Source organism: Aeromonas genomosp. paramedia, assembly GCF_023093515.1.
In the GTDB taxonomy this organism is placed as follows: domain Bacteria; phylum Pseudomonadota; class Gammaproteobacteria; order Enterobacterales; family Aeromonadaceae; genus Aeromonas.
On record NZ_JAAROG010000019.1, the window covers coordinates 122,251 to 146,688 of the forward strand.

Annotated in this window: 23 protein-coding genes; 7 read left to right on the forward strand and 16 right to left on the reverse strand. The window is 61.9% G+C overall.

Annotation, left to right across the window (positions count from 1 at the left end; translation table 11 throughout):
* Window positions 1-81: 81 nt before the first annotated feature.
* Both dgt and arcB read right to left on the reverse strand, forming a co-directional pair.
* Window positions 82-1,452: a dGTPase gene (dgt, locus tag HB860_RS15305; protein WP_247627208.1), complete on the reverse strand. Its 1,371-nt coding sequence runs from the start codon at window positions 1,450-1,452 to the stop codon at window positions 82-84.
* 33 nt (window positions 1,453-1,485) lie between these two features.
* A complete protein-coding gene (arcB, locus tag HB860_RS15310; protein ID WP_139435059.1) occupies window positions 1,486-3,798 on the reverse strand; it encodes an aerobic respiration two-component sensor histidine kinase ArcB in 2,313 nt (770 codons plus the stop codon).
* Window positions 3,799-3,999: 201 nt separating this feature from the next.
* Between arcB and HB860_RS15315 the strand changes: the two genes are divergently transcribed.
* On the forward strand, window positions 4,000-4,998 hold the full coding sequence (locus HB860_RS15315) for a DUF2860 family protein (RefSeq protein ID WP_247627209.1): 999 nt from the start codon (window positions 4,000-4,002) through the stop codon (window positions 4,996-4,998).
* A gap of 68 nt (window positions 4,999-5,066) precedes the next feature.
* On the opposite strand, the gene HB860_RS15320 is transcribed toward HB860_RS15315, so the two are convergent.
* The 4 genes from HB860_RS15320 to HB860_RS15335 all read right to left on the reverse strand — a co-directional run bounded on the left by HB860_RS15320 (window position 5,067) and on the right by HB860_RS15335 (window position 7,989).
* A complete protein-coding gene (locus HB860_RS15320) occupies window positions 5,067-5,762 on the reverse strand; it encodes a DUF3334 family protein (protein ID WP_202047112.1) in 696 nt (231 codons plus the stop codon).
* 118 nt (window positions 5,763-5,880) lie between these two features.
* On the reverse strand, window positions 5,881-6,327 hold the full coding sequence (locus HB860_RS15325; RefSeq protein WP_247627210.1) for an HIT domain-containing protein: 447 nt from the start codon (window positions 6,325-6,327) through the stop codon (window positions 5,881-5,883).
* A 70-nt stretch (window positions 6,328-6,397) separates the two neighbouring features.
* A complete protein-coding gene (locus HB860_RS15330) occupies window positions 6,398-7,012 on the reverse strand; it encodes a DUF2057 domain-containing protein (RefSeq protein WP_247627211.1) in 615 nt (204 codons plus the stop codon).
* 77 nt (window positions 7,013-7,089) lie between these two features.
* Window positions 7,090-7,989 carry a LysR family transcriptional regulator gene (locus HB860_RS15335; protein WP_247627212.1) on the reverse strand — a complete coding sequence of 300 codons (900 nt, stop codon included), beginning with the start codon at window positions 7,987-7,989 and terminating at the stop codon, window positions 7,090-7,092.
* 98 nt (window positions 7,990-8,087) lie between these two features.
* Between HB860_RS15335 and HB860_RS15340 the strand changes: the two genes are divergently transcribed.
* Window positions 8,088-8,690 (forward strand): short chain dehydrogenase, encoded by a 603-nt coding sequence (locus HB860_RS15340; RefSeq protein WP_247627213.1) that lies wholly within the window; start codon window positions 8,088-8,090, stop codon window positions 8,688-8,690.
* A gap of 128 nt (window positions 8,691-8,818) precedes the next feature.
* Here the strand turns inward: HB860_RS15340 and HB860_RS15345 are convergent, their stop codons facing one another.
* From HB860_RS15345 to dapA, 3 genes are all read right to left on the reverse strand, one after another.
* Window positions 8,819-9,922: a phosphoribosylaminoimidazolesuccinocarboxamide synthase gene (locus HB860_RS15345; RefSeq protein WP_202047117.1), complete on the reverse strand. Its 1,104-nt coding sequence runs from the start codon at window positions 9,920-9,922 to the stop codon at window positions 8,819-8,821.
* Between the two features lie 170 nt (window positions 9,923-10,092).
* On the reverse strand, window positions 10,093-11,217 hold the full coding sequence (bamC, locus tag HB860_RS15350) for an outer membrane protein assembly factor BamC (RefSeq protein WP_139435072.1): 1,125 nt from the start codon (window positions 11,215-11,217) through the stop codon (window positions 10,093-10,095).
* Window positions 11,210-12,097: a 4-hydroxy-tetrahydrodipicolinate synthase gene (gene dapA / locus HB860_RS15355; RefSeq protein WP_247627214.1), complete on the reverse strand. Its 888-nt coding sequence runs from the start codon at window positions 12,095-12,097 to the stop codon at window positions 11,210-11,212. The genes bamC and dapA overlap by 8 nt, the downstream gene beginning before the upstream one ends.
* 199 nt (window positions 12,098-12,296) lie before the next feature.
* On the opposite strand from dapA, the gene HB860_RS15360 reads away from it, so the two are divergent.
* The 3 genes from HB860_RS15360 to HB860_RS15370 all read left to right on the forward strand — a co-directional run bounded on the left by HB860_RS15360 (window position 12,297) and on the right by HB860_RS15370 (window position 14,038).
* Complete coding sequence (locus HB860_RS15360; RefSeq protein ID WP_247627215.1) at window positions 12,297-12,830, forward strand: glycine cleavage system protein R; 534 nt, start codon at window positions 12,297-12,299, stop codon at window positions 12,828-12,830.
* Between the two features lie 23 nt (window positions 12,831-12,853).
* Window positions 12,854-13,318 carry a thioredoxin-dependent thiol peroxidase gene (bcp, locus tag HB860_RS15365; RefSeq protein WP_106885901.1) on the forward strand — a complete coding sequence of 155 codons (465 nt, stop codon included), beginning with the start codon at window positions 12,854-12,856 and terminating at the stop codon, window positions 13,316-13,318.
* A gap of 219 nt (window positions 13,319-13,537) precedes the next feature.
* Window positions 13,538-14,038, forward strand: a complete 501-nt coding sequence (locus HB860_RS15370; RefSeq protein WP_005323826.1) for a YfbU family protein — start codon at window positions 13,538-13,540, stop codon at window positions 14,036-14,038.
* 45 nt (window positions 14,039-14,083) lie between these two features.
* On the opposite strand, the gene yfbV is transcribed toward HB860_RS15370, so the two are convergent.
* Window positions 14,084-14,524, reverse strand: a complete 441-nt coding sequence (yfbV, locus tag HB860_RS15375) for a terminus macrodomain insulation protein YfbV (RefSeq protein WP_025328157.1) — start codon at window positions 14,522-14,524, stop codon at window positions 14,084-14,086.
* 302 nt (window positions 14,525-14,826) lie between these two features.
* Between yfbV and HB860_RS15380 the strand changes: the two genes are divergently transcribed.
* Together HB860_RS15380 and pta are read left to right on the forward strand one after the other, a co-directional pair.
* Window positions 14,827-16,029: an acetate kinase gene (locus HB860_RS15380; protein ID WP_025328158.1), complete on the forward strand. Its 1,203-nt coding sequence runs from the start codon at window positions 14,827-14,829 to the stop codon at window positions 16,027-16,029.
* A 69-nt stretch (window positions 16,030-16,098) separates the two neighbouring features.
* Window positions 16,099-18,252: a phosphate acetyltransferase gene (gene pta, locus HB860_RS15385; RefSeq protein WP_025328159.1), complete on the forward strand. Its 2,154-nt coding sequence runs from the start codon at window positions 16,099-16,101 to the stop codon at window positions 18,250-18,252.
* Between the two features lie 639 nt (window positions 18,253-18,891).
* Here the strand turns inward: pta and ilvN are convergent.
* The 6 genes from ilvN to HB860_RS15415 form a co-directional block, all read right to left on the reverse strand.
* Entirely contained in the window at window positions 18,892-19,386 is a 495-nt protein-coding gene (gene ilvN, locus HB860_RS15390; protein WP_025328160.1) for an acetolactate synthase small subunit, read from the reverse strand.
* Between the two features lie 79 nt (window positions 19,387-19,465).
* Complete coding sequence (locus HB860_RS15395; RefSeq protein ID WP_202047121.1) at window positions 19,466-21,184, reverse strand: acetolactate synthase 3 large subunit; 1,719 nt, start codon at window positions 21,182-21,184, stop codon at window positions 19,466-19,468.
* 389 nt (window positions 21,185-21,573) lie between these two features.
* A complete protein-coding gene (locus HB860_RS15400) occupies window positions 21,574-21,726 on the reverse strand; it encodes a hypothetical protein (protein ID WP_005323837.1) in 153 nt (50 codons plus the stop codon).
* Between the two features lie 35 nt (window positions 21,727-21,761).
* Window positions 21,762-22,871 (reverse strand): MJ1255/VC2487 family glycosyltransferase, encoded by a 1,110-nt coding sequence (locus HB860_RS15405; RefSeq protein ID WP_247627216.1) that lies wholly within the window; start codon window positions 22,869-22,871, stop codon window positions 21,762-21,764.
* The gene (locus tag HB860_RS15410) at window positions 22,868-23,371 is read right to left on the reverse strand and encodes a phosphatase PAP2 family protein (protein ID WP_247627217.1); all 504 of its coding nucleotides are present in this window, start codon (window positions 23,369-23,371) and stop codon (window positions 22,868-22,870) included. The genes HB860_RS15405 and HB860_RS15410 overlap by 4 nt, the downstream gene beginning before the upstream one ends.
* Window positions 23,372-23,509: 138 nt before the next feature.
* Window positions 23,510-24,133: a TetR/AcrR family transcriptional regulator gene (locus HB860_RS15415; RefSeq protein ID WP_247627218.1), complete on the reverse strand. Its 624-nt coding sequence runs from the start codon at window positions 24,131-24,133 to the stop codon at window positions 23,510-23,512.
* Window positions 24,134-24,438 lie beyond the last annotated feature (305 nt).

Consider the following 24,438-nt stretch of genomic DNA (forward strand, 5'->3'; position numbering starts at 1 on the left):
GCCACAGTCTAAAAAAACACCGAATTTTACGCAATATCACCCCCACCCATATGGGTGGAATGCGGCCACAACCGGCCCCGGTCAAATCCCGGACAACAGCCTGAACTCCTCAAGCGCATAGGTATCCGTCATGCCGCTGACATAGTCGAGCAGCAGCCGCACCCTGTAGTACCACTCCTGCTCGGCGCCATTGTCAAAGCGCGGATCCCGGCTGGCCACCGCCAGCCGGTAGGCCTTGAGGTGGCGGGCCGACAACCGGTGGAACAGGCGCCGGGCGAAGAAGAGCTCGCTCCCGCCGTTGCCTGCCAGCAGTCGCTCGAACTGGGCGGCGGGCAGGGCCAGCAGGCAGGCGTAGGTGGAGAGCACCCCGCGCAGGGCGGCATAGCCTTCCAGCTCCAGCGCCTCGACCTCGGGACGCATGAAGACCTGCTCCCGCGCCACCCCCTTGAGCACATCCAGCACCCGGGCCGCCGGGGCCTGACCGTGCAGCAGCGCCCTGGGGTAGGCCCCGCTCAGTATGGCCTCGTGGTCGCTCACATAGGTGTGGGCCGCAAGCGCCACCAGATCCCGGGTCAGATGCTGGCGAAAATGGGGGAAGAAGCCCCGACCGGAGGCGAGCGCCTCCTCGAGCAGGCTGGCCATGTAGTCCCCCTCATCGGCACCGCGCAGCGCCGCCAGCAACTCCCCCTGGGTGAGGATGCGCCTGTCCACCGCGTCCTCCAGATCGGCGATGCAGTAGGAGATGTCGTCCGCCGCCTCCATGATGTAGACCAGCGGATGCCGACAGCCCGGCGCCAGTCCCAGACTCTGGCCGAGGGCGCGATAGAGGGGTTGCTCGCTGAAGAAGATGCCGCGCTTGCTGGTCCAGCCATGGTGCTGGCCATAGCCCTGGGGACTGTGCAGCAGGGGCTGCTGCGGGTATTTGCACAGGGCCGCCAGCTGGCCCAGGGTGAGGTTCATCTCGTGCAGGCTGTGCACCAGCCGCAGGCTCTGGGCATTGCCGTCAAACACCAGCAGGTCCTGACGAAGCTCGGCCCACTGCGGGCTCGGCAGCTGATCATGGGCGCTGGCGAACAGCTCATCCAGCGACTGTGCCAGCCACTGGCTCATCACCTGCTCGCCGAAGTGGCCGAACGGCGGGTTGCCGACGTCGTGCAGCAGGCAGGCCATCTCCACCAGGTTGATGAAGGCCCCTTCGCAGACGGTGCCCGCCGGCAGGGCCGCCAGAATGCGGCGGCTGATCTGGCGACCCGTCTCCTGCACCTCCAGGGAGTGGGTGAGACGGCTGCGCACCGAGGCCTTCACATCGAGCGGGAAGACCTGGGTCTTCTGCTGCAGGCGGCGCACCGGCGCCGCCTGCACGATGCGGGCGCGATCCTGCTCGGTCGCCTCCAGCAGCTCCTCGCTGCCCCAGGGGTGAATGCGCGCCGGGGTAATCAGACTGTCATACATGGTGCGGCTCCTTGCCTGCGACGTCCGTCAGGTTCACGACAACAACCAGCGCCGCAAGCGGGCGATGTCGCCGGGATATTCACGACGCAGCGTCTCAATCCAGTCCTCCACGTTCTCCCACCAGGCGGGGTGATCCGGGCTCTGGATAAGCTGGGCCGTCTGCTGCAGGCGGCGCAGGCCGATGGAACCCGCCGCCCCTTTTATCTTGTGCGCCTCCTCCACCACGCCGGCCTGATCCCTGGCAATCATGTTGGAGTCCAGCACCGCCATGTAGTCCGGCATCATCTTCTCGAACAGATCCACGCTGGAGATCAGCACCGGCTTGCCGACCGTGCTGGCGTAGTCGGTGAGGAAGGGCAAGTCCAGCAGCGCATCCTGGTTGCCCGCGTCCGCCTGATCAAAGGCCTCGTCGTCGGCGAGATCCGCAAACAGGTGGCCTATCACCTCCCGCACCGCCTTGGAGCCGAGCGGCTTGTTGATCACATCCTGCATGCCGTGATCCCGGTAGTACTGGCGATCGCCGGTGGCATTGGCGGTGAGCGCCACCATGGGGGGCAGGCTGTCGCCGTAACGGGCCAGCAGCTGGGCCGCCACGTCGAAGCCGGTCATGTCCGGCAGCTGGATGTCCAGCAGGATGAGGTCGAAGTCATCCGGGTTGGCCATGGCCAGCGCCTGGGTGCCGTCCCGCGCCACCTGCACCTGATGGCCGAGCTTGTTCAGCAGGGCGCAGGCGACGGTGACGTTCAGCTCTACGTCCTCCACCAGCAGGATGTCGAGGGAGGGCATCTCGGGCTCAGGCGAGGTCGCCTGCGGCTCGACGCAGTCCACCTCCAGTTCGGCGGTGAAGCAGGCGCCTTCCCCCGGGTCGCTGTCCACATAGAGCTGGCCGCCCATGGCCTGCACCAGCTGGCGGGAGACCGCGAGACCGATGCCGGTGCCGGTGGCGTGCTTCTTGCCCTGCACCTGGTAGTACATGGCGAAGATCTTCTCCTGCTGGGCACGGGGAATGCCGACCCCGGTGTCTTCCACCTCGAAGTGCAGGGCCAGCTTGCCCGGTTCATCGGCGGCGTGGGCGAGGCAGCGCACCGTCACCCCCCCCTCGTCGGTGAACTTGACCGCATTGCCCACCAGGTTCCACAGCACCTGGCGCAGCCGGGTGCCGTCCGCCATCACGAACTGCGGCATGTCGCCATCCCGATCGAAGTGCAGGTAGAGCCCCTTCTGCTCCGCCTGGATGCGCGACAGCATCTCCAGCTCGTCGAGGAAGGCGGGCAGGTCCATGGGGGCAGGTGCTATCTCGAGGCGACGGCGATCGAGCTTGTCGAGATCGATGATGTCATTGAAGATGTTGCCGAGCGTCACCGCACTCAGGTGGATGGTCTTGAGCTGCTGCTGCCGCTTGGCATCGAGCGGCGTGTCCATCAGCATGCGGCTCAGGCCGACGATGCCGTTGAGCGGTGTGCGCAGCTCGTGGCTGATGGTGGAGATGAAGGTGGTCTTGTCCCGGCTCGCCTTCTCCAGCTTGTCCTGATACTGCTTGCGCTCTGTGATGTCGCGGCCAAAGCCGAGCAGGCCGAGCCGCTTGCCGAAGCGGTCGAAGAAGGGCACCTTGCGCAGCTCGAAGTAGGCCTTGCGGCCATCGGGGTACTCCAGCCACTGCTCGTAGGTGAGGGGCTCGTTGCTGGCGAAGACCTGCTTGTCGGTCTCCACCACCTTGTTGGCGATCTCCTGCTTGTAGACATCGAACGGGGTCAGCCCGATGAGCTCGGCCTCCACCTTGCCGGTCAGCTCCTCCATGGCGCGGTTGCAGCCGGAGAACTGCTCGTCCTCGTTGCGGTAGTAGACCAGATCCGGGGAGCAGTCGATGAAGGAGCGCAACAGGGCGGTGCGCTCCCCCAGGTGCAGCTGGGCCTTCTCCCGCTGGAACACCTCGTTCTCCAGATCCTCTATGGCTTGCTGGCGCAGGGTCTCGGCCCGGTTGGTTTCGGCGATCTGGGCATTGAGGCGGCTGATGTTCTCCTGCAGCTGGCTGTTGAGCTCGAGGTCGCGCTCGCGCATGTCCTGCAGCTTGCGCACCATGCGGGTCAGCCGCTGGCGGGAGTCCTCCAGCTGATCCACGACTATGGAGAGGAAATAGACGGCCCAGGGGGTCACCAGTAGGCCGAAGAAGACAGAGCGCACCAGGTCGACTATATCCACGGTGCCGCGCAGAAACAGGGTCACCCCCATCTGGATGGAGACCGCCAGCACTATGATGGCGGTCGCCAGGAACATGCTGAAGCGCACCAGTCCCAGCTTGGTCATCAGGTCGACATAGTATTGCGCCCAGGATTTGATTTGCTTCATCTCGTTGTTTTCTCCCCGTTATTGCGCAAACAGAATACCAGTACGGCGCCCTGAACTCTTGCCCGTTGCACCTTAAATTATTGATTAACGTCACACTCCGACTGGGGTAGCATGCCCGCCTGAGTCAGTCAGCTCCGGTTCAGCAAAGGATCCCGAGCCGCACTGCCACCCTTGTCATCCCTTGTGTCAGGAGCACACCCCATGCGCAATCATGTCCTGTTGAGTCTTGGTCTGCTAGCCGCCAATGCCGCCCACGCCGATCTTGGCGAGATCCCCAGAGAGTCCGGCTGGTCCGGTTTCCTGCTCGGCGGGGTCAATGTGGTCAGCCACGAGTCCAACTTCTATGCCGGCGACGACAGCAACAGCCGCATCCATGATCTCGGCTCTCCCGACAGCGAGAGCGGCCTGACCCCCCTCATCAACGCCGACATCCGCTACACCTTCGCCGACACCCGCACCCAGGTGTTCCTCGGCAACCTGATCCAGGATGCGGTGCGCTTCGACTTCACCCAGCAGCTGGGCCTGCGCCAGGAGATGGGCGACAAGGGCATAGTCGCCACCTCCCTGGTGTTCAACGCCATGCCGGTGGAGCTGTGGAGCGATCCCTTCGCCACCGGGGTGGATCGCAGCGCCACCGACGTGAAGTCGAAAGGGGTGCGCTTTGCCTGGGACAAGATCTGGGGCAGCCAGTTCTACGGCAGCCTCACCACCCGGGAGGTGGATCTGGACGAGGAGCGCAGCGGTCAGCAGTATGACCAGGCCCACGGCACAAACTATGCCGCCATGCTGAATCGCAACGGCAAGGTGCACGACATGGAGCTCTCCTACCAGTTCCACTTCGGCGGCAACCAGTTGCTGGAGCCGGCGATCCTCTACAAGCAGGCCAGGCTCGACGGCAGCGCCGAGAGCTTCGACAACACAGGGGTGCAGCTCACTTACGCCAAGCGGGGCCCGCAATGGTCCATCGTCAGCAACCTCTATGCCGGCAAGCGCAAGTATGACGAGGCGAATCCCCTGTTCGGCCGGCGTGCCGATGCAGACGAGTTCGCCATCAACGGCACCTTCTTCTGGCACAACCTGTTCGGGGTCAAGGCCCTGGCCGCGACCTTCACCGCCGCCTACTCAGGCGCCGACTCCGACATCGACTTCTACGATACCCAGGCCACCCGCTTCAGCACCGGCCTGCTCTACAACTTCTAAGTCGAGCCCTGTCGAAAACAGCGAGGCCACCCCAGGGGTGGCCTCGTTTTTTTCGCTTCCTGACGGCCTTAGATGCCGAGAGAGTCCAGCAGATCGTCGTGCTCGTTGCTCGCCGGGGCGACCGCCTGGGCCGGCTTGGTCGCCGCCAGCTTGGCCTGGGCGATCAGCTCGTCCGGATCGACCTCCTCCTGCACACCGCCATCGTGGATCCGGATAAACTCTGTCCTGTCCATGGCCAGCTCCAGATAGAAGATGTTGTTGCTGGCGGTGAAGAAGGTGACCCTGCGGGTCTCGGGGTTGTCGAGGTTGGTGTCGACGCTCAGCATCACCTGCTTGTTGAGTGCCAGCATCTTGGGCTGGTTCTGGGTGATGTGGGTCTGCAGCTCGCGCCCCACCTTGCCGGTGAAGCTGCCGACGATCTGGTTCATCAGCTCGCCCATGACGTTGCTCACCTCATCCGAGGTGTGGGAGATGGCGAGATCCTCCTTGGAGAGCCCCATGCTGAGCATGTAGCTCTGGTAGAGCTCCATGGCGGCGGCGGCGGAGAAGTTGATCACCACCAGCCCGGAGAAGCCTCCGTCGAACAGCACGAAGCAGCCGATGTCCGGCTTGAGGCAGGTCTTGCTGATCCGTTGCACCATGCCGGAGAAGCGCACCTGGGTCTGGGTCGCCGCACTCAATACGCTCGTCACCGAATTGCACAGGCTCAGCAGCACGTCCTCTGTGGTCAATACGGCATCATCCTCGGATCTTGTCACTATCATGGAACCTTCCTGCTGATCGAAAAAATAGGCTTGTCTGTCTCACCGCCCATGTCATCACGCGCGCGTCCGATACGCTAACAGATTGCGTGATCCCGGTGTTGAAACCGCGAGCCGCCTCTCACTTGACCGTATTGTCAGTCAGAAACGGCTGGAATCCACCCAGGGTGGCCAACCGGGCTCGCCAGTTATCGGCCTGCTGTCGCAAATCTTGTGCCTGATAGGGGACAGCGGGGTGAGCTCCCCAGATGGGACCGGGCCAGGCGGCATCCGAGCTGAAGCGGGCGACATGGTGCAGGTGCAGCTGGGGCACCAGGTTGCCGAGCGCCGCCACGTTGATCTTGTCCGGATTGAGCGCGTGCTCCATCAGGGTGGCGACGGCGCAGGACTCCTGCATCAGCTGTTGCTGCTGCGCGGGGGCCAGGTGGTGGATTTCCCGCAGTCCGGCGACCCTGGGCACCAGGATGAGCCAGGGATACTGGCTGTCTTTGGCCAGCAGCACGCGGCAAAGGGGGAGATCCCCGAGTATCTGGGTATCCGCCTGCAGGCGGGGATGCAATTCAAACATGGGGCCTCGCTGGTCAACATGGGCACGTCAGGAGATGAGTGTGCCCACGTTACTGCAACGGGGGGCAAACTTAAAGCCGGGGCACGGCCCAACCGATGAAGCGCTTGCGAAGTTCGGGGTCCGCCCGCAGGAAGAGTTGCTGCAACTGCCCCTCCAGCTCGCTGGCGGGTACTGACGGGGCCTGGACCGCTGCCGTGGTCGCCACGGCGCCGGTCGCCAGCACCGCCTTGCCCGTGCCGCGGTTGTACTCCATCAGCCTGGCGTGCCAGTCCATGCCGATCTGCATGCCGTTGACCACCAGGGCCTCCTGCTGCACCTGCAGGGGCTTGTCTCCCGCCAGCAGGCTCACGACCGGCGCCTTGGCGTAGCGCTCCATGCCTTTCTCGTCGGTGGGCACCAGGGCCTTCAGGCGTACCGACTGGCCGCTGGCCTCATAGCGGAGCACCTGGGGCTCGGAGCGGATCTGGCGATCGTTGTCGCTGCTGTTGCGACTCGGGATCACCCCCTCATAGCGCACCAGCAACTGCTGCGCCCCGTCGGCCAGCACCCCATGCCGCTCGTCCTGCACCTTGCCGTCGCTCACCGCCAGGATCTGGAAATCCCCGGGGACCTCGACCCTGACCTCGGCCTGCACCGAGCTGACACACAACAACATGACCCCAACCCAACCCTGATGACCCTTCATTCCCGTCTCTCTCTGCTCGCTATGATGGGCGCAGGCTAGCAGCCGAAGATGACAGAAAAATAACGCGCGCCAGCCTCTCAGAGCAGGTAGTGGGGCCGCTCGGCAAACCACTGGGCCAGCACCTGCTTGAACAGCCGGATCTTGCGCGGCACCCGGCGCTGCTGGGCATGGAGCACATGCAGCGGGTGCAGGCCGGTCTGCCACTCCGTCAGCACGGCCACCAGCTCGCCTCTGGCCAGGCTCGTATCCACCAGCATCAGCGGGCACTTGGCAAACCCCATGCCCGAGCGGGCCAGCTGCAGCAGGGTGCTGTAGTGGTTGGCCCGCACCTTGCCCTGCACCAGGATGTGGGCCTCCTCCCCTGCCTTGCGAAAATGCCACTGCTCCCAGGCCGGGTTGTGCCCCTGGAGCAGGCAGGGGCGCCCGCCCAGCTCATAGGGGGTGGCGGGGAGCCCCTCCCGGGCCAGCAGGGTCGGGCTCGCCACCACCACGTCTTTCAACTGCCCGAGGGGCAGCGCCACCAGATTGTCCGGCACCTGATCCATGGCGCGCAGGGCGATGTCATTCTCCCCCTGGCTCATGTCGATCATGGCGTTGGTGAAGTTGAGCTCCACCTCGACCCCTGGGCAGAGCTCGGCGAAGCGCGCCAGCAGCTCGCTCACCATGCGATCCCCCGTGCTGACCGGGCAGGTGAAGCGCAGGCGACCGCTGTCCTCCTCGGTCAGGGCCTGGATGTCCTGCTCCGCCTGGCGGGCCAGGGCGGCTATCTGCCCAGCCTGCACATAGAGGGTCCTGCCCGCCTCGGTCAGGCTGAGGCGACGGGTGGTGCGCTGCAACAGTTGCGCATTGAGGGCGGACTCCAGGGCGCTGACGTGGCGGCTCAGCATCCCCTTGCTCACCCCCAATGCATCGGCGGCGGCGGAGAAACTGCCGCGCTGCACCACCTCGTAGAAACTGCTCAGATGGGCGATCTCCATCCATTAGCTCCAATATGGAAACAATGGGTTTATCTTAAGCGCTTTTTCTCCCTTTTCATCCAGCTATCATCAACACATCCCAACCAGGAGCGATAGAGATGAAGATTGTGATTGTGGGTGCCTCCGGCACCATAGGTTCCGCCGTCAGCGAGTTGCTTGCCAGAGACCACCAGGTGATCCGGGTCGGCCACAGCCGGGGGGATGCCACCGTCGACATGACGGATGGCGCCTCCATCGCCGCCCTATTTTCGGGCATAGGTCGGTTCGATGCCCTCGTGGTCGCCAGCGGCAGCGTGGCCTTCAGCGCCCTGACCGAGATGACCGACGAGCAGTGGCAACTGGGGCTTCAGAGCAAGCTGATGGGGCAGATCAACCTGACCCGGGCCGCCATTCCCCATCTGAATGACAAGGGATCCATCACCCTCATCAGCGGCATACTGAGCGAGGAGCCCATCAACTGGGGGGTGAGCGCGACCACCATCAATGGCGCCATAGAGCACTTCGTGAAGGGGGCCGCGTGCGAACTGCCGAGGGGGCTGCGCATCAACGTGGTGAGCCCCACAGTGCTGGAAGAGTCCATGGACAAGTACGCCGACTTCTTCCCGGGCTTCGTGCCCGTGCCCGCCGCCCGGGTGGCCCAGGCCTACAAGAAGTCGGTGCTGGGGGTGCAGAGCGGCCAGATCTTCCGGGTCAATGGCTGAGGCCACCCTCCCTCACTGCCAGACGCCAATAAAAACGGGCCCCGTCATGGGGCCCGTCTGTTTGTCTGCTTGCTGCCTTCACCGCCGGCAAACGTTTGTGCGCCGGCGGCAAAAAAAGGCGGTCAGCCTCAGTCGATCAGACCGTACTGCTCGCGCAGCACCTCGATGATCTCCTGCTTGGGATTGGCACTGCGCACCAGCTTGTGACCGATGACCTTCTCGGCGATCCCCACGTAGGTATGGGAGATGTCCATCATCACCTCGGTGGGCAGCTTGTTGTCCCGGGCCAGGGCGAAGCGTTCCGGCATGCGGTTCTTGTTGAGCAGAATGTCCGGATCCGGGAAGTGGTTCAGCAGCCACTGGCGGAAGCCCTCTTTGGACTTCTCGACGATCTCGCCATTGCGCAGGGCGGCGCCGTCCCAGATGCGGGAGCTGTCGGGGGTACCCACTTCGTCCATGTAGATGAGCTTCTCGCGACCGGCGGCATCCTGGACATAGCCAAACTCGAACTTGGTGTCGACGAAGATCTGATCGAGCGCGGCCAGGGCCTCGCTGATGACGTTGAAACCTTCCTTGAGCAGCGTTTCATAGCGATCGATGTCCGCCGGGGAGCGGAAACCGAAGGCCTGATGGTGGCGCTCGATGTCGGCACGGGAGACGTTGACGTCGTCCGCTTCAGGCACGCCATCCAGCCCCTTGAGGATCCCCTTGGTGGAGGGGGTGATGAGGATCTCGGGCAGCTTCTGATCCTTCTTCAGCCCTTCCGGCAACGTGATGCCGCAGAACTCGCGCTCGCCGTCCTTGTAGGCACGCCACATGGAGCCGGTGATGTACTGGCGGGCGATGGCTTCGATCATCACCGGGCGGGCCTTTTGCACTATCCAGACGAAGGGGTGCGGTATGTCCAGGATGTGGCTGTCCGCCAACCCCTTCTCCTTGAACAGCTTGAACCAGTGGCTGGAGATGGCATTGAGTGCAGCCCCCTTGCCCGGCACACCGTTCAGGCCATCCACACCCTGCCAGATGCAGTCGAAGGCCGAGATGCGGTCGCTGATCACCATGAGGGCGAGGGGCGTATCGGCCGGCACATCATAGCCTTTCTCTCTTATGAGCCGGGCACTGTCTGCGGGGGTCAACCAGTAGACGCTGCGCACTTTGCCGGAATGGACAGGTTTATCGGTACGGATCGGCAAATCGTCATTCACCGCCAATACTTGATCTGCAAGACTCATGGCTAATAACACTTCCTGTTGTGGGACTGACAAGACAGGCGCATCAGGCTCCTGTCTACGAGGGATTCATTCACGCGAAGCAGCGCCAGGCCTCTCTGCCGGGACAGGCTCCCAAGAGGGCTCTCTGCGCGAACTCCACATAACAAAACAGGGGCACCAGGCCCCTGTTTCTATTCTGCTTTAGCGGCCTGATCGGCCACGCCTTTGGCAAAGGCCTCGGACAGGCTGATATACATCTGGGAGATGACACCGGATGCAACCGGCTTCTTGTCCTTGTCGAACAGGGTGATGGAGGTCTTGCCCCCGGCCATCTCGCCCAGCTGGAAGCGGTACTGGTCTTCCTCCAGCTTGAACGGCTCGGCCCCCTTGGCCTGCCAGAACTCGGCATTGGGCTCGTCATACTCGACGTCGATCCAGCCCAGGGACTGCTGGGTATCCTTGATGGTGAAGCCGTAGGCCGGCAGCACCTGGTTGAGACGGCGCCAGACCTGCTCGAAGGAACCATCGGCAATCCAGGCACTCAGCTCGTTGTTGTCCAGACCCAGCTCCAGGCCCATGCCATCGGTGGACTTGTGCTGTTCGCGAGCCTTGAGCTGCTTGTCGTAGTAGAGGGAGAACTGGTTCAGCGCCCGGGTTGCATAGCGCTGGGCATCGGCCGGGGTCAGCACAGTGCTGGTCTCGCCGTCTATGGTCTCTTCATGATCCAGCACCCTCACCGACATGTTGACGGCGTGACGCTGCACATCGTTGCGCAGGGTGAACTGGTAGCGTTGACGGATGCGGAAGTCGTCGTCCTCCTCCGCCCAGCCATCGAGGGCGGCGGAGTTGTCAAACCAGCCGGTCTGCAACACGCCGGCCTGCTGATCCAGCTTCTCCGTGGTGACCTTGTGCTGGGCCAGGAAGTTCATCAGGAAGGCCCAGGTATCGCGCTCCACGCTCTGGCTGGTGCTCAGGGCATAGAAGGCCAGGGTAGGTTCGCTGGCCTTGGCCACCACCTGACTGCCAGGGACCACTGTCAGCAGCTGGGCTGGCGGACGCACGTCCACCTTGGCGCCGATGGCACCTTCGCGGCTGCTCTCCGGCAGGGCCGGAATGTCGAAATTACTGTTAAAGGCGGGGGTACTCAACCCGGCGGGCACGAGGAAGGCGCGACCTTCGAGGCGGCTCTCTTCATACTCGAAGCCACGGTTGGCCATCTTGCGATCCTGGGGTGAGCTACAGGCTGCCAACACGGCAACAGTCGCGACACTCAGCACCAGGCGCACTGCATTTCCCTTTCCATTTGCTTTAAACACTCGCCATCAACTCCGCAGTCGTCAGTGCTCGCGCCATCGCCTGTTCCCCCTCGGGGGTGAGGTCGGTCAGCGGCAGGCGCAAGGTCGCCGTCGCCATCAATCCCAGTCGGGCACAGGCCCACTTCACCGGGATGGGACTCGGTTCGCAGAACAGAGTCTGATGCAACGGCATCAATCGATTGTTGATGTCATGAGCCTGCCCGGCATCACCGGCCAGCGCAGCACGACACATGTCGGCCATCTGGGGCGCCGCAATATTGGTGGTGACCGAAATGACGCCATCGCCCCCTTGCAGCATAAAATCACATCCGCTGGCATCATCGCCACTATAAAGCGCGAAATCCGGCCCGCACAACTCGCGCAGCAGCGGGGTGCGGCTCAAATCACCCGTCGCTTCTTTCAAACCGATAATGCCGGGAACCTTGGCCAGACGAGCCACGGTCTCCGGTTTGAGATCGCAGCAGGTGCGACCGGGCACATTATAGAGAATTTGAGGCAGACCACTAGCCTCGGCGATCGCACAATAGTGACGATAGAGACCTTCCTGGGTGGGTTTGTTGTAATAAGGGGTCACAGAGAGGCCCGCCACCACGCCGGTCTGGGCGAAACGCCGGGAGAGAGCGATGGCATGGGCTGTGCTGTTGGAGCCGCAGCCCGCGATGACCGGAATGCGGCCAGCGGCGAACTCGACGGTTTTTTCCACGACGGCGATATGTTCCTGCTCGCTCAGGGTGACCGACTCTCCCGTGGTGCCCACCGCGACTATGGCACTGGTGCCGGCACCGACATGATACTCCACCAGGGCCGCCAGACTGGTCCAATCGATCTCACCCGAGGCCAGCATGGGGGTAACGAGCGCAACAATACTACCGCGTAACATGGATATTTCTCCCGATTTTCAGGGGCGTAATGGTAAAGCTGCCCCTTTTGAAAAACAAGGGAGGCAAGGGACAAGCCGTGTTACCATCCGCCACAAAACGTATGGATGCACGAGGGCAGGAGAGAGCCCGGAGCAGGGCGTCATGCCCGTCAGGCGCTCGCTCTCACCGCATTCGCAATAAATGGACGAGAGACGATTTATGACTCACTACCTGGTCGTAACGGCCATCGGCACGGACAGGCCTGGCATCGTCAATGAGGTTACCCGTCACGTCAGTGGCTGCGGTTGCAACATTGTCGACAGCCGTCTTGGCATCTTCGGCAACGAATTCACTTTCATCATGCTGTTGTCCGGTGACTGGAACAGCTTGATGCAGCTTGAGATAAGCCTTCCCCTGCGCAGCCAGGAGTGGGATCTCATCACCATGATGAAGCGCACCGAGCGCCACCACTCCCTTCAATATGACATCAGCGCCAGCGCCGAGGTGCTGATCCGGGATCAGCCGGGCATCGTAAGCCAGTGCACCCAGTTCTTCAGCGATCACGGCTGGGATATCCAGGCCATGCAGACCGTCACCCTCGAGCAGCAACCCTTCAACCTGCTCAAGGCCAATTTCCAGCTCAATCAGGCCAAGCAGGGGGAGGCGGCGGACTCGAAGACGGCCTTCGCCGATTTCTGTCTTGAACTGGGTGCCGAGTCATTCGAGTTCATCGTCAATCACAAATACGCCTGACGGCGTTTATCCGAGGAGACCCCATGCAGCCACTACAAGTTGGTACTCAGGCCCCCGATTTTTCCCTCTCCGATCAGGATGGTCAGCAGGTCAGCCTGTCCTCCCTGCGGGGCAAGAAGGTGCTCATCTATTTCTATCCCAAGGCGATGACCCCGGGCTGCACCACCCAGGCCTGCGGCCTGCGCGACGTCAATGCCGAGCTGGCCGCACTCAACGTGGTGGTGCTCGGCATCAGTCCGGATCCGGCCAAGCGCCTGAAGAAGTTCGAAGAGCGCGACAGCCTGAACTTCCGGCTGCTGGCCGATGAGGATCATGCCGTGGCCGATGCCTTTGGCGTCTGGGGCCCGAAGAAGTTCATGGGCAAGGAGTATGACGGCATCCATCGACTGAGCTTCCTCATCGATGAGGAGGGCAAGGTGGCCCATCGCTTCGACAAGTTCAAGACCAGCGATCACCATCAGGTGGTGCTCGACCTCGTCAAGGGCTGACCCCCGCAAGTTCAGACACGACAACAGGGCCTGCAGATGCAGGCCCTGGTCGTTTGCACCCGGCGCTGCCACGCAAGAGCCGGGGATGTCCTGCCAAAAGCAACGCCCCTATTGCGCCCTCCTCCCCGTTTTTCTCGCCAACCTCCCTTATCAGATCAAAAAATTCATCCTGGATATGGGTTAACGTGACCCCAGATTCATTTTCCAGCGAGACAGCCCATGAACATGAGCCATACCGAACGCCTGATCCTGAGCAATCAGTACGAGATCCTGGCCAAACTCAATCCGGAGAAGGCGGCGTTTTACCAGCGGGCCAGCACCATAGTCGAACGTGGCTACTGCCTGCAGATCCTCGAGCTGGAGAAGAGCTTCGGCCACCTGGATCTCGCCACCTGCCAAGAGGTGCTGGACACCCTGGAGCTGCACCACGCGCTGGCCATCTCCTGGGGCAACCTCGACGCCGGTACCCGGGCCGAGGTGAACGAGAGCCGTCTGGCCTTCAACGGCTACAGCCGCAGCCAGGAGCGGGAACTGGCGGATTATGTCTGCTTCCTGCTGGAGGTGGACAAGCGCTTCCCCGAGCTGCCCTGCCCCTGCGACGAGCTCTCCAGCGACATCGCCATGCGCGACAAGTACCAGCGCATGCTGGCGGCCTGGCGTCAGTGCCCCCGTCAGTACAAGCTCTCCATCCAGGAGATCAGCAAGGTGCTGGCCGCCTGAATGTGAAAAAGGCGCCTGATGGCGCCTTTTGCTCCCCTGCCGGGGTTATTCGTAGAGGAAGGATTTGTCCAGCTGCTTGAAGGCGGCGTTGAGGGTATCGGCCAGCTCCTCGTAACGGGGGCGGGCCACCAGCTGACGATGGCCCCCCTGCTCGTTCATCTTGCCGTTGATCTCCCTGTACCAGTTGGCGAGGGAGGGGGGAAGGCGGGTATCGGCACGCTGGCCGAGCCAGTAATAGCCTTGCAGCGGCAGGCTAAGCAGGAACAACACTGAGGCCATGACGGAGGGCCAGTAGTGCAGCTCGCCGAACTGGAACTGCAGCATGACGCTGAGCACGGCGAGCGCCGGGATGACCCTGAGGGCGAACTCGGTGGCCTTGATCACCCGATTCTCCGGGAACATGGAATTAAGCTCGGGACGGCGCGGCCAAAGAGTCATATAATGACGGCCTTGCTGTAATTTAGTTCCAAAAATGTTCATGCTCATACTACCTCCGAGCTCTTTTTGAACGTATTAACGGCAAAACCTCGACAATATTTGAGAGGCAATAACAAAGGTTGAGGATGACTTTGTTATTTTTCAACAATCAGGTTATCCTTTGTACGCCCAATTTTTACGCCAGTGGTTTGCTGCTGGCCTGTCAGGGACGTCAGAATTCCGGGTCTTGTATCACTATACAAGGGGCAAGCAACAGATTGCCAACCCTCATAAGGATAAGTTGATAGTTTTTGGGCGCACCGCGTCCGGCGCATCCTCCAACCCAACCCAATCTGCGATAGGATTTATTCATGAGTAAGCTGGTTCTTGTTCTTAACTGTGGCAGCTCGTCCCTGAAGTTTGCTGTCATTGACGCAACCACCGGTGATGATCTGCTGTCCGGCCTGGCCGAGTGCTTCAACCTCGACGACGCCCGCATCAAGTGGAAGCTCAACGGCGAAAAGGGCAGCGCCGATCTGGGTGCCGGTGCCGCTCACCAGGAAGCGCTGGACTACATCGTCCACAAGATCCTGCCGCTCAACCCTGAACTGTCCAAGAACCTGATTGCCATCGGCCACCGCGTGGTACACGGCGGCGAGCAATTCACTTCTTCCGTGCGGATCTGCAAAGACGTGATCGCCGGTATCGAAGCCGCCATTCCTTACGCTCCGCTGCACAACCCGGCTCACCTGATCGGCATCCGTGCCGCCCTCAAGGTGTTCCCTGAGCTGGCCGAGAAGAACGTCGCCGTGTTCGACACCGCCTTCCACCAGACCATGCCGGAAGAAGCCTTCCTGTACGCCCTGCCGTACAAGCTCTACAAAGAGAACGGCATCCGTCGCTACGGCGCCCACGGCACCAGCCACTACTACATCAGCCTGGAAGCCGCCAAGCAGCTGAACAAGCCGGTTGAAGAGCTCAACATCATCAACTGCCACCTGGGCAACGGCGGCTCCGTCTGCGCCATCAAGAACGGCAAGTCCGTCGACACCTCCATGGGTCTGACCCCGCTGGAAGGCCTGGTGATGGGTACCCGTTCCGGTGACATCGATCCGGCCATCATCTTCTTCCTGCACGACAAGCTGGGCATGAGCGTCGCCGAGATCAACACCATGCTGACCAAGGAATCCGGCCTGCAGGGTCTGACCGAAGTCACCTCCGACTGCCGTTTCGTTGAAGACAACTACGACAGCAAGGAAGAAGCCAAGCGCGCCATGGACGTGTACTGCTACCGCCTGGCCAAGTACATCGGTGCCTACGCCGCCGCCATGGACGGTCGTCTGGATGCCGTGGTCTTCACCGGTGGCATCGGCGAGAACTCCGCCCCGATCCGTGAGATCACCCTGAACAAGCTGGGCCTGCTGGGCTTTGACGTCGACCACGACGCCAACCTGAAGGCGCGCTTCGGCAAGGGTGGCGAGATCACCAAGGCTGGCTCCACCAAGGCCCTGGTTATCCCGACCAACGAAGAGTGGGTCATCGCCCACGACGCGCTGGAACTGGTCGGCGCATAAATTAGCTGTAGAGCAAGGCCGCCCCAGGGCGGCCTTTTCCTGATCCCAAAAATGAACAAGGGGTAATAAGTGGCACGCACTATTATGCTCATCCCGGTCGGCACTGGTGTCGGCGTAACTTCCGTGAGCCTTGGCGTCGTTCGCGCCATGGAACGTCACGGTGTCAATGTCAGCTTCTTCAAACCGGTTGCCCAGCCGCGTCCGGGTGAAACCGGTACCGAGCGCTCCACCGCCGTGATCCGCGCCGCCGCCAACATCAACCCGCCCGAGCCGTTCGCCCTCTCCTACGCCGAGAACATGATCACCTCCAGCAACACCGATATCCTGCTGGAAGAGATAGTTGCTCGCTTCGAAGAGCACGTGAAGACCAGCGGTGCCGAAGTGGTGGTGATCGAAGGCCTGGTGCCGACCGACAAGCAACCCTTTGCCAACAAGCTGAACTACGACGTCGCCAAGGCGCTGGATGCCGACATGGTGTTCGTGACCCATCCGGGCAACGACTCCAGCCAGAAGCTCAAAGAGCGCATCGAGCTGGCCTGCTCCAACTTCGGTGGCGTCAGCAACCCGCGCATCGTGGGCTGCGTCATCAACAAGGTGGGTGCACCGGTTGACGAGCACGGCGTGACCCGCCCCGATCTGACCGAGATGTTCGAGGCGCACCACCACACCTCCGACACCGCCCACAACCTGGAAGTGCTGCAGGTGTTCGGCAAGAGCCCGCTGCGCATCCTCGGCTGCATCCCCTGGAACACCCAGCTGATCGCCCCGCGCGCCAAGGATCTCGCCAAGCACCTGGCCGCCAAGATCCTGCACAAGGGTGAGCTGGACAGCCGTCGCCTGCAGACCGTGACCTTCTGTGCCCGCTCCATCCACAACATGATCGAGCACTTCCGTCCGGGCAGCCTGCTGGTGACCTCAGGCGATCGCTCCGACGTCATCGTCTCCGCCTGCCTCTCCGCCATGAACGGCGTCAAGCTGGGTGCCCTGCTGCTGACCGGCAACTACCACCCTGAGCCGCAAGTCATCGCCCTGTGCCAACAGGCCATGGCCACCGGCCTGCCGATCATGATCACCGGCACCAACACCTGGCAGACCGCCGTCAGCCTGCAGAACTTCAACGTCGACATCCCGGAAGATGACCGCGAGCGTATCGAGCTGGTGCAGGACTATGTGGCTGGCCACATCGACAAGCACTGGATCGAGTCTCTCTCTGCCAAGTCCACCCGCTCCCGTCGCCTGAGCCCGCCGGCGTTCCGCTATCAGCTGACCGAGCTGGCCCGTCAGGCCAACAAGCGCGTCGTGCTGCCGGAGGGGGAAGAGCCGCGGACCATCAAGGCTGCCGCCATCTGTGCCGAGCGTGGCATCGCCCGTCCGGTGCTGCTGGGCAACCCGGAAGAGATCCGTCGCGTCGCCGAACAGCAGGGTGTGGTACTGACCGATCGCGTCGAGATCATCGACCCGCTGGAAGTGCGCGAGCGCTATGTGCCGCGTCTGGTCGAGCTGCGCAAGAACAAGGGCATGACCGAAGTGGTCGCTCGCGAACAGCTGGAAGACAACGTGGTGCTGGGCACCATGATGCTGGAACGTGGCGAAGTGGACGGCCTGGTTTCCGGCGCCGTGCACACCACAGCCAACACCATTCGTCCGCCGATGCAGATCATCAAGACTGCCCCGGGTTCGTCCCTCATCTCCTCCATCTTCTTCATGCTGCTGCCTGATCAGGTGCTGGTATATGGTGACTGCGCCATCAACCCGGATCCGAGCGCCGAACAGCTGGCCGAGATCGCCATCCAGTCCGCCGACTCCGCTGCCGCCTTCGGCATCGAGCCGCGCGTCGCCATGATCTCCTACTCCACCGGTACCTCTGGCGCCGGCGCGGACGTCGAGAAGGTGCGCGAAGCGACCGAGCTGGCCAAGGCCAAGCGCCCAGACCTCATCATCGACGGCCCGCTGCAGTACGACGCGGCCATCATGGAGAACGTGGCCAAGTCCAAGGCACCGAACTCACCGGTCGCGGGTAAAGCCACCGTGTTCGTGTTCCCGGATCTGAATACCGGCAACACCACCTACAAGGCGGTACAGCGCTCCGCCGAGCTGGTCTCCATCGGCCCCATGCTGCAAGGCATGCGCAAGCCGGTCAACGACCTGTCCCGTGGCGCCCTGGTAGACGACATCGTCTACACCATCGCCCTGACCGGTATCCAGGCAGCCCAGGCCGAGTAATATCGCCAACGCTGACCCTGTGAAAAACCCGCCTTCCGGCGGGTTTTTTTATGGCGGCGAGATGTTGATCCACAAGATCAAATCAGGATCCTGAGCTGATCCCCCGATCTGACGCTGGGGCTCATCTGGCAAGGCGCTGGCGATAAGCAAACACTCACACCCGCGCAGGGTGATTGCACAATTGCGATCCAGTCAGGATCAAATCAGAATATCCCTTTAAGATCAGCAAACTAACGCCAGACACACCGCTAATCTACAGAGTTTTCCACAGCTTTTGTGGATAGTTTACCGATCATTTGAAAGAAAATGACAGTTCCGGTCAGCACTTCTCCCCCTCGAGCGACCATGAGAAAGGGGCTCCGAAGAGCCCCTTTGGACAGGTTACCAGCCCCTGATATCAGGGACGCAGGGACTTGTCCGCACGAGAGATGCCGCAAACAGCTTGAGGCGCACCACTCGGCCAAATTACAAAAGGGCTCCGAAGAGCCCTTGAACAACCTTTTCCACGTCCGGCCATATCAGGGACGCAGGGACTTGTCCGCCCGGGAGATGCCGCAGACAGCTTGAGGCGCACCACCCGGCCAAATAACAAAAGGGCTCCGAAGAGCCCTTGAACAACCTTTTCCACGTCCGGCCATATCAGGGACGCAGGGACTTGTCCGCACGAGAGATGCCGCAGACACCGGAACGCACCACTTCGATGATCTCGTTGGTCTGGGCGGCAGTCTTGATGAAGGCGTCCAGCTTCTCGCTGGTGCCCACCAGCTGCACTGTGTACTGCTCGGGGGTGACGTCGACGATCTGGCCACGGAAGATGTCCGCCAGCCGTTTCAGCTCGTCTCGGGCACCGCCCGCGGCCCGTGCCTTGACCAGGGCGATCTCCCGCTCGATGTGCTCCCCTTCGCTCAAATCGCACACCTTGAGCACGTCCACCAGCTTGTGCAGCTGCTTCTGGATCTGCTCCAGCACCCGCTCGTCACCCATGGTGACTATGGTCATGCGGGACAGGGTGGGATCCTCGGTGGGGGCCACCGTCAGGGTCTCTATGTTGTAGCCGCGCTGGGAGAAGAGGCCCACCACACGGCTCAGGGCGCCGGATTCGTTCTCCAGCAGAACGGAAATTATATGTCTCATCAATGTCTCCCCGCCTTGCTCAGCCACATCTCATCGATGGCGGGCTCCACCAGTACGACCGAAATGATATGTCCCATCGTCAAGTCCTCTCCGTCTTGCTCAGCCACATCTCGTCCATGGCACCAAACTTGATCTGCATCGGATAGACGTGTTCGTCCGGGTCGACCGAGATATCCATGAACACCAGCCGATCCTTCATGGCGAACGCCTTCTCCATGGCGCTCTCCAGCTCGGCCGGATCGCTCACCGCGATGCCGACGTGGCCATAGGCTTCCGCCAGCTTGACGAAGTCCGGCAGGGATTCCATGTAGGAGTGGCTGTGACGACCGCCGTAGAACATCTTCTGCCACTGCTTGACCATGCCAAGGGCGCGGTTGTTGATGGAGATGATCTTGATGGGCACCCCGTACTGCATGCAGGTGGAGAGCTCCTGGATGTTCATCTGCACAGAGCCGTCGCCGGTGACACAGCAGACCACGGCATCCGGGTTGGCAAACTGGGCCCCCATGGCGGCCGGAATGCCAAAGCCCATGGTGCCGAGACCACCGGAGTTGATCCACTGGCGCGGCTTGGCAAACGGGTAGTAGAGGGCGGCAAACATCTGGTGCTGACCCACGTCGGAGGCGACGAAGGCCTCCCCCTTGGTCACCTTGTAGAGCGCCTCTATGACCTGCTGCGGCTTGATCAGGGTGGGGTGGGTCTCGTAGGCCAGGCAGTTGCGGGAGCGCCACTGATCGATCTGGCTCCACCAGTCTGCCAGCGCCTGCTTGTCGTTGTCGAAGCCGCACTCGCGGATCACTTCCAGCATCTGCTCCAGCACGGTTTCCACCGAGCCGACGATGGGCACATGGGCCTGCACCGTCTTGGAGATGGAGGTGGGGTCTATGTCGATGTGGACTATGGTGGCGTTGGGGCAGAACTTGCTCACGTTGTTGGTCACGCGGTCATCGAAGCGGGCACCCACGGCGAAGATGAGATCCGCGTTGTGCATGCTCTTGTTCGCTTCGAAGGTGCCGTGCATGCCGAGCATGCCGATGAATTGCGGATGGGTGCCGCTGAAGGCCCCCAGCCCCATCAGGGTGGTGGTCACCGGCAGGTTCAGCAGCTCCGCCAGCTTGGTCACCAGGTGATCCGCATTGGCGTTGATGGCGCCACCGCCCACGTACATGACCGGGCGGCTCGCCTCGGTCAGCAGCTTGGCAGCCCGCTTGATCTGGCCCTTGTGTCCGGCCTTGGTCGGATTGTAGGAGCGCAGGGAAACGGACTCGGGATACTGGTAGGGGAATTTCTCTTTCGGGTTCTGCACGTCCTTGGGCAAGTCCACCACCACGGGCCCCGGGCGGCCACTGGCGGCAATGTAGTAGGCCTTCTTGATGGCGTCGGGAATGTCGCTGGCCTTCTTGCACAGGAAGCTGTGCTTCACCACAGGGCGGGAGATGCCGATCATGTCGGTCTCCTGGAACGCGTCCTCCCCTATCATGCTGGTCGGCACCTGACCGGACAGGATCACCAGGGGGATCGAGTCCATGTAGGCGGTGGCGATGCCGGTGATGCAGTTGGTGGCGCCGGGACCCGAGGTCACCAGCACAGTGCCCACCTTGCCGGTGGAGCGGGCGTAACCGTCCGCCATGTGCACCGCGGCCTGCTCGTGCCGCACCAGAACATGCTCCATCTTGCCGTTTTCGAAGAGAGCGTCATAGATGTCGAGCACTGAGCCACCAGGGTAGCCGAAAACGTGTTCCACTCCCTGATCTTCCAGCGCTCTAACCACCATCTGGGCGCCTGATAACATCTCCATGATAAAGCCCTCCAGGCTTTGCTCCGTTAAGCGAAAGCTACCGACAGTCCGCTGCTTCCCGGCAGCGCCGATCCGTCTCTTGTTGTTGTCTGCATCCAGACCAGGCGAGTTCGGAGCCGTCGATAGTAGAAAAATAGGGTTTTTCCATCATTCACCCGAAAAGCGGGTGAAAATCCAACTTAACCCGCTTGTGAACGCTTGTCCACGGCTTTGTCTGACCAGAACAGTCATAAATTTCAAACAGCTATTAACATTCAGTGACTTGGTCACCAGACCGGAAACAAAGCGGGGGGTATGGGGGAGAAACTAGCGGATCATGCTGCCAATCCGGGCCGGGATGGAAATAAATGGCCCGCCCCCAGGGGGCGGGCCGTCAAAACCATAGCGTCTCAGTGCTCGTCTTCCGGCTCCGCCAGCCAGATCTGCTGATCCGGATCCGTCTCTTCGCAGACCGAGATGCTGACCCCCATGTCGAGCAGCTCATGCAGGGTGAGATTGTCTGCCAGGGTCATGGTGTCGCCGTTTTCATTGGTAAAGCGCATGGTGTCCGTCCTCTCCTTGGTGGGATCAACTCAGTCTAGTCAAAGGCGCTGAGTTGCGATAACCAGGGACGGGCCAATGTCGGGTTGCCCGCCAGTTCGCTGAGGCGATCGCACACCTCCTCCGGGAAGAGGGTCCTGGCCCACAGGCGGCGGGAGAGAGACTCAATATCTTCCTCGGCACCGGCCAGCAGCCAGTCGGCCAGCGCCCCCGCCACGTCGGGGTAATGCACTCTGCCGGGTGCCGGCGCCTCCAGCCAGCTCCGCACCGCATTGGCATCCAGCGTCTCCATCAACTGGGCGAGCCCCATCAACTCCAGGGTCCTGCCGTTGGTCAGCTGCTCGAACTGGCCGCCGAGCGGCTTGACCAAGAGCTTCTTGCCCAGAGACAGCGCCTCCGAGGCCAGTTCAAACCCCGCATTGCTGATGACGCCCCGGCAACCGGCCAGCGCCAGCTTGAACCCCTCCCGGGCCGCAGGCTCGAAGCGGATGTTGCGCCATTGACTGGCCTTGCTAAGACCGGGGTGAAAGCAGACGAAGCGCTGCTGGCCGAAGCGCGACAGCAGCGCAGCTATCTGCTCTGTCTGCTCGAAGGGCAGATAGACCAGGATCTGCTGGTTGTCCGGGGCCGGGGTCATGGGATCTATGATGGGGGGCAGCAGCGGCTGACCGAAGTGGAACCAGTGCAACCCCAGAGAGCGGCTCACCGGGGCGAAGTGGCGCATCAGCTGGCGGTTGAAACCACTCTCTCCCCAGCGCGGAATGGGCCAGTCGAAGCTAGCCTGATGGCTGATGGTCAGACTCGGTTTTTGCCAGCGCCGGGCGGCATGGGCACTGAGTGGCTCAAAATCGCTGATCACCAGATCGTAACCCCGGCAATCCAGCGCCCGCATGTCCTGCCAGAAGCGCAGGGGGGAGAGTCTCTTGAGGGTACGCCAGCCCGAGATGCGGCCCTGATGACTGACGAAACTGATGCCGGGGAAGGTGCGGTACTCCCCGAACTCCCCCATCTCGAAGTAACCGTCGGCGGCGCGGCCGCTGAACAGGTAGTCGACCTCTATCCCCCTGCCCTTCAATGCGCGCGCCAGAGTCCTGCTACGGCTGATATGACCGTTGCCGGTCCCCTGTACCCCGAACAGTATCCTCATCCCTGGCTCCAGCCGAGCGCCCACAGGGCGCAGCCGCCCCCGAGCAGGGCGCCGGCCACCAGATCGCTCAGATAGTGCACCCCGAGCAGCAGCCGCGACGCCCCGACCAATATGGCCCAGAGAAACAGCAGGGGCGCCCAGAGCGGAAAACTGGCCGCCAGCACAGTGGCCATCAGGAAGGCGGCGGCGGTATGGCCGGAGGGCAGGCTGTAGCGATCGGAGGGGGTGATGAAGACCGGCAAGCCCACGGGGCGCTGGCGTCTCAGGGCATTCTTGAGCAGCAAATAGAGCGGCAGCTCGGCGGCAAAGGCCAGCAGGGCGACTTGCACCACTTCCCGCTGCGCCTCCCCCTGCCACCAGAGCAGGGCGGCCAGCACGGCGTAGAGGGGACCGTCACCGGTGCGGGAGACGAGCCGGCTGATCCTGGCCTGCGGCCCGTTGTAGGGATGAAGCAGGCAGACGCGGCACACCCGCAGGTCCCATTGCTGGATCTTGTTCATCACGCCTCCTGCTCTTGAGTCTTGCCTGCAGACTAGGGCGGCGGAGTGACACTTGGTTGAAGGAGAGATAACAGATTTGTGACAGGCACCATGCAAAAAGGGCCATGCGGCCCTTTTTCAGTTTTTACCCGGGAAGACTCAGTTCAGGGAACCGCGCAGGCCGTTCTCCATCAACTGGCAGTTGTGGGCCGCCAACCGGCTCATGAAGCTCTCGTCCACCGTCAGGCCGAACACCTGTTCGTAGAGATCCTTCATCACGAAGGGCTGCCACATCATGCTGAGGAAGGAGATCTTCAGCATCTCGGGATCCAGGTTGTCACCCAGCTGGCCATTGGTGCGCATGGACTCGAGCAGGGCATCGAACTGGGGCAGTTGGCGCTCCAGCAGACGATTCAATACAAAATCCCGCCCCGGACTCTTCTCGGTTGATAATGCGCTGGAGATGGCGGAAGTCAGCTCGCTGTTCGGCGCCATCACCTGATAGTAGGTATTGAGCAGATCGGTCAAGCTGCGGTTGCTGCTCTCGTCATGCCAGGCCTGATCCAGCGGCTCGGCCACATCCCCCAGCACCGCCTTGTAGAGGCCCTCTTTGCTGCCGAAGTAGTAGTGGATCATCGCCAGATTGGAGCCGGCCAGCTCGGCGATCTCGCGGGTCGTCACCTTGCTGTAGGGGGTGTTGAGAAAACGTTCGCGTGCGGCGGCGAGCAGCTTGTCACGAATGTCGGAACGTCCGACCGGACGGCCAGGTCTGCGTTTTTCCATGGAATACCTCAGATAATTCAGCAAGGGCTGATAAGTCGATCTGATTGTGCGGGTGATCGAGTACAGCAGGAACGACCAGATAATCAGGCATGAACCGAATATGGGACAAGGAAATTTGCACTCCTTTACAATCCGATTAAATAACACAGTGAATTGAACCTGTCCTTTCGAGTTGACACAGCATAAAAATCTCGATATTGGTAGTAGCGTTATCGACTGGAAGGATTGAGTCATCATGCATATTGCCGCTCCGCTACTACTGCTCTCCCTAATCGCGACTCCTCGCGCGGGATCCTTGTAGCCGG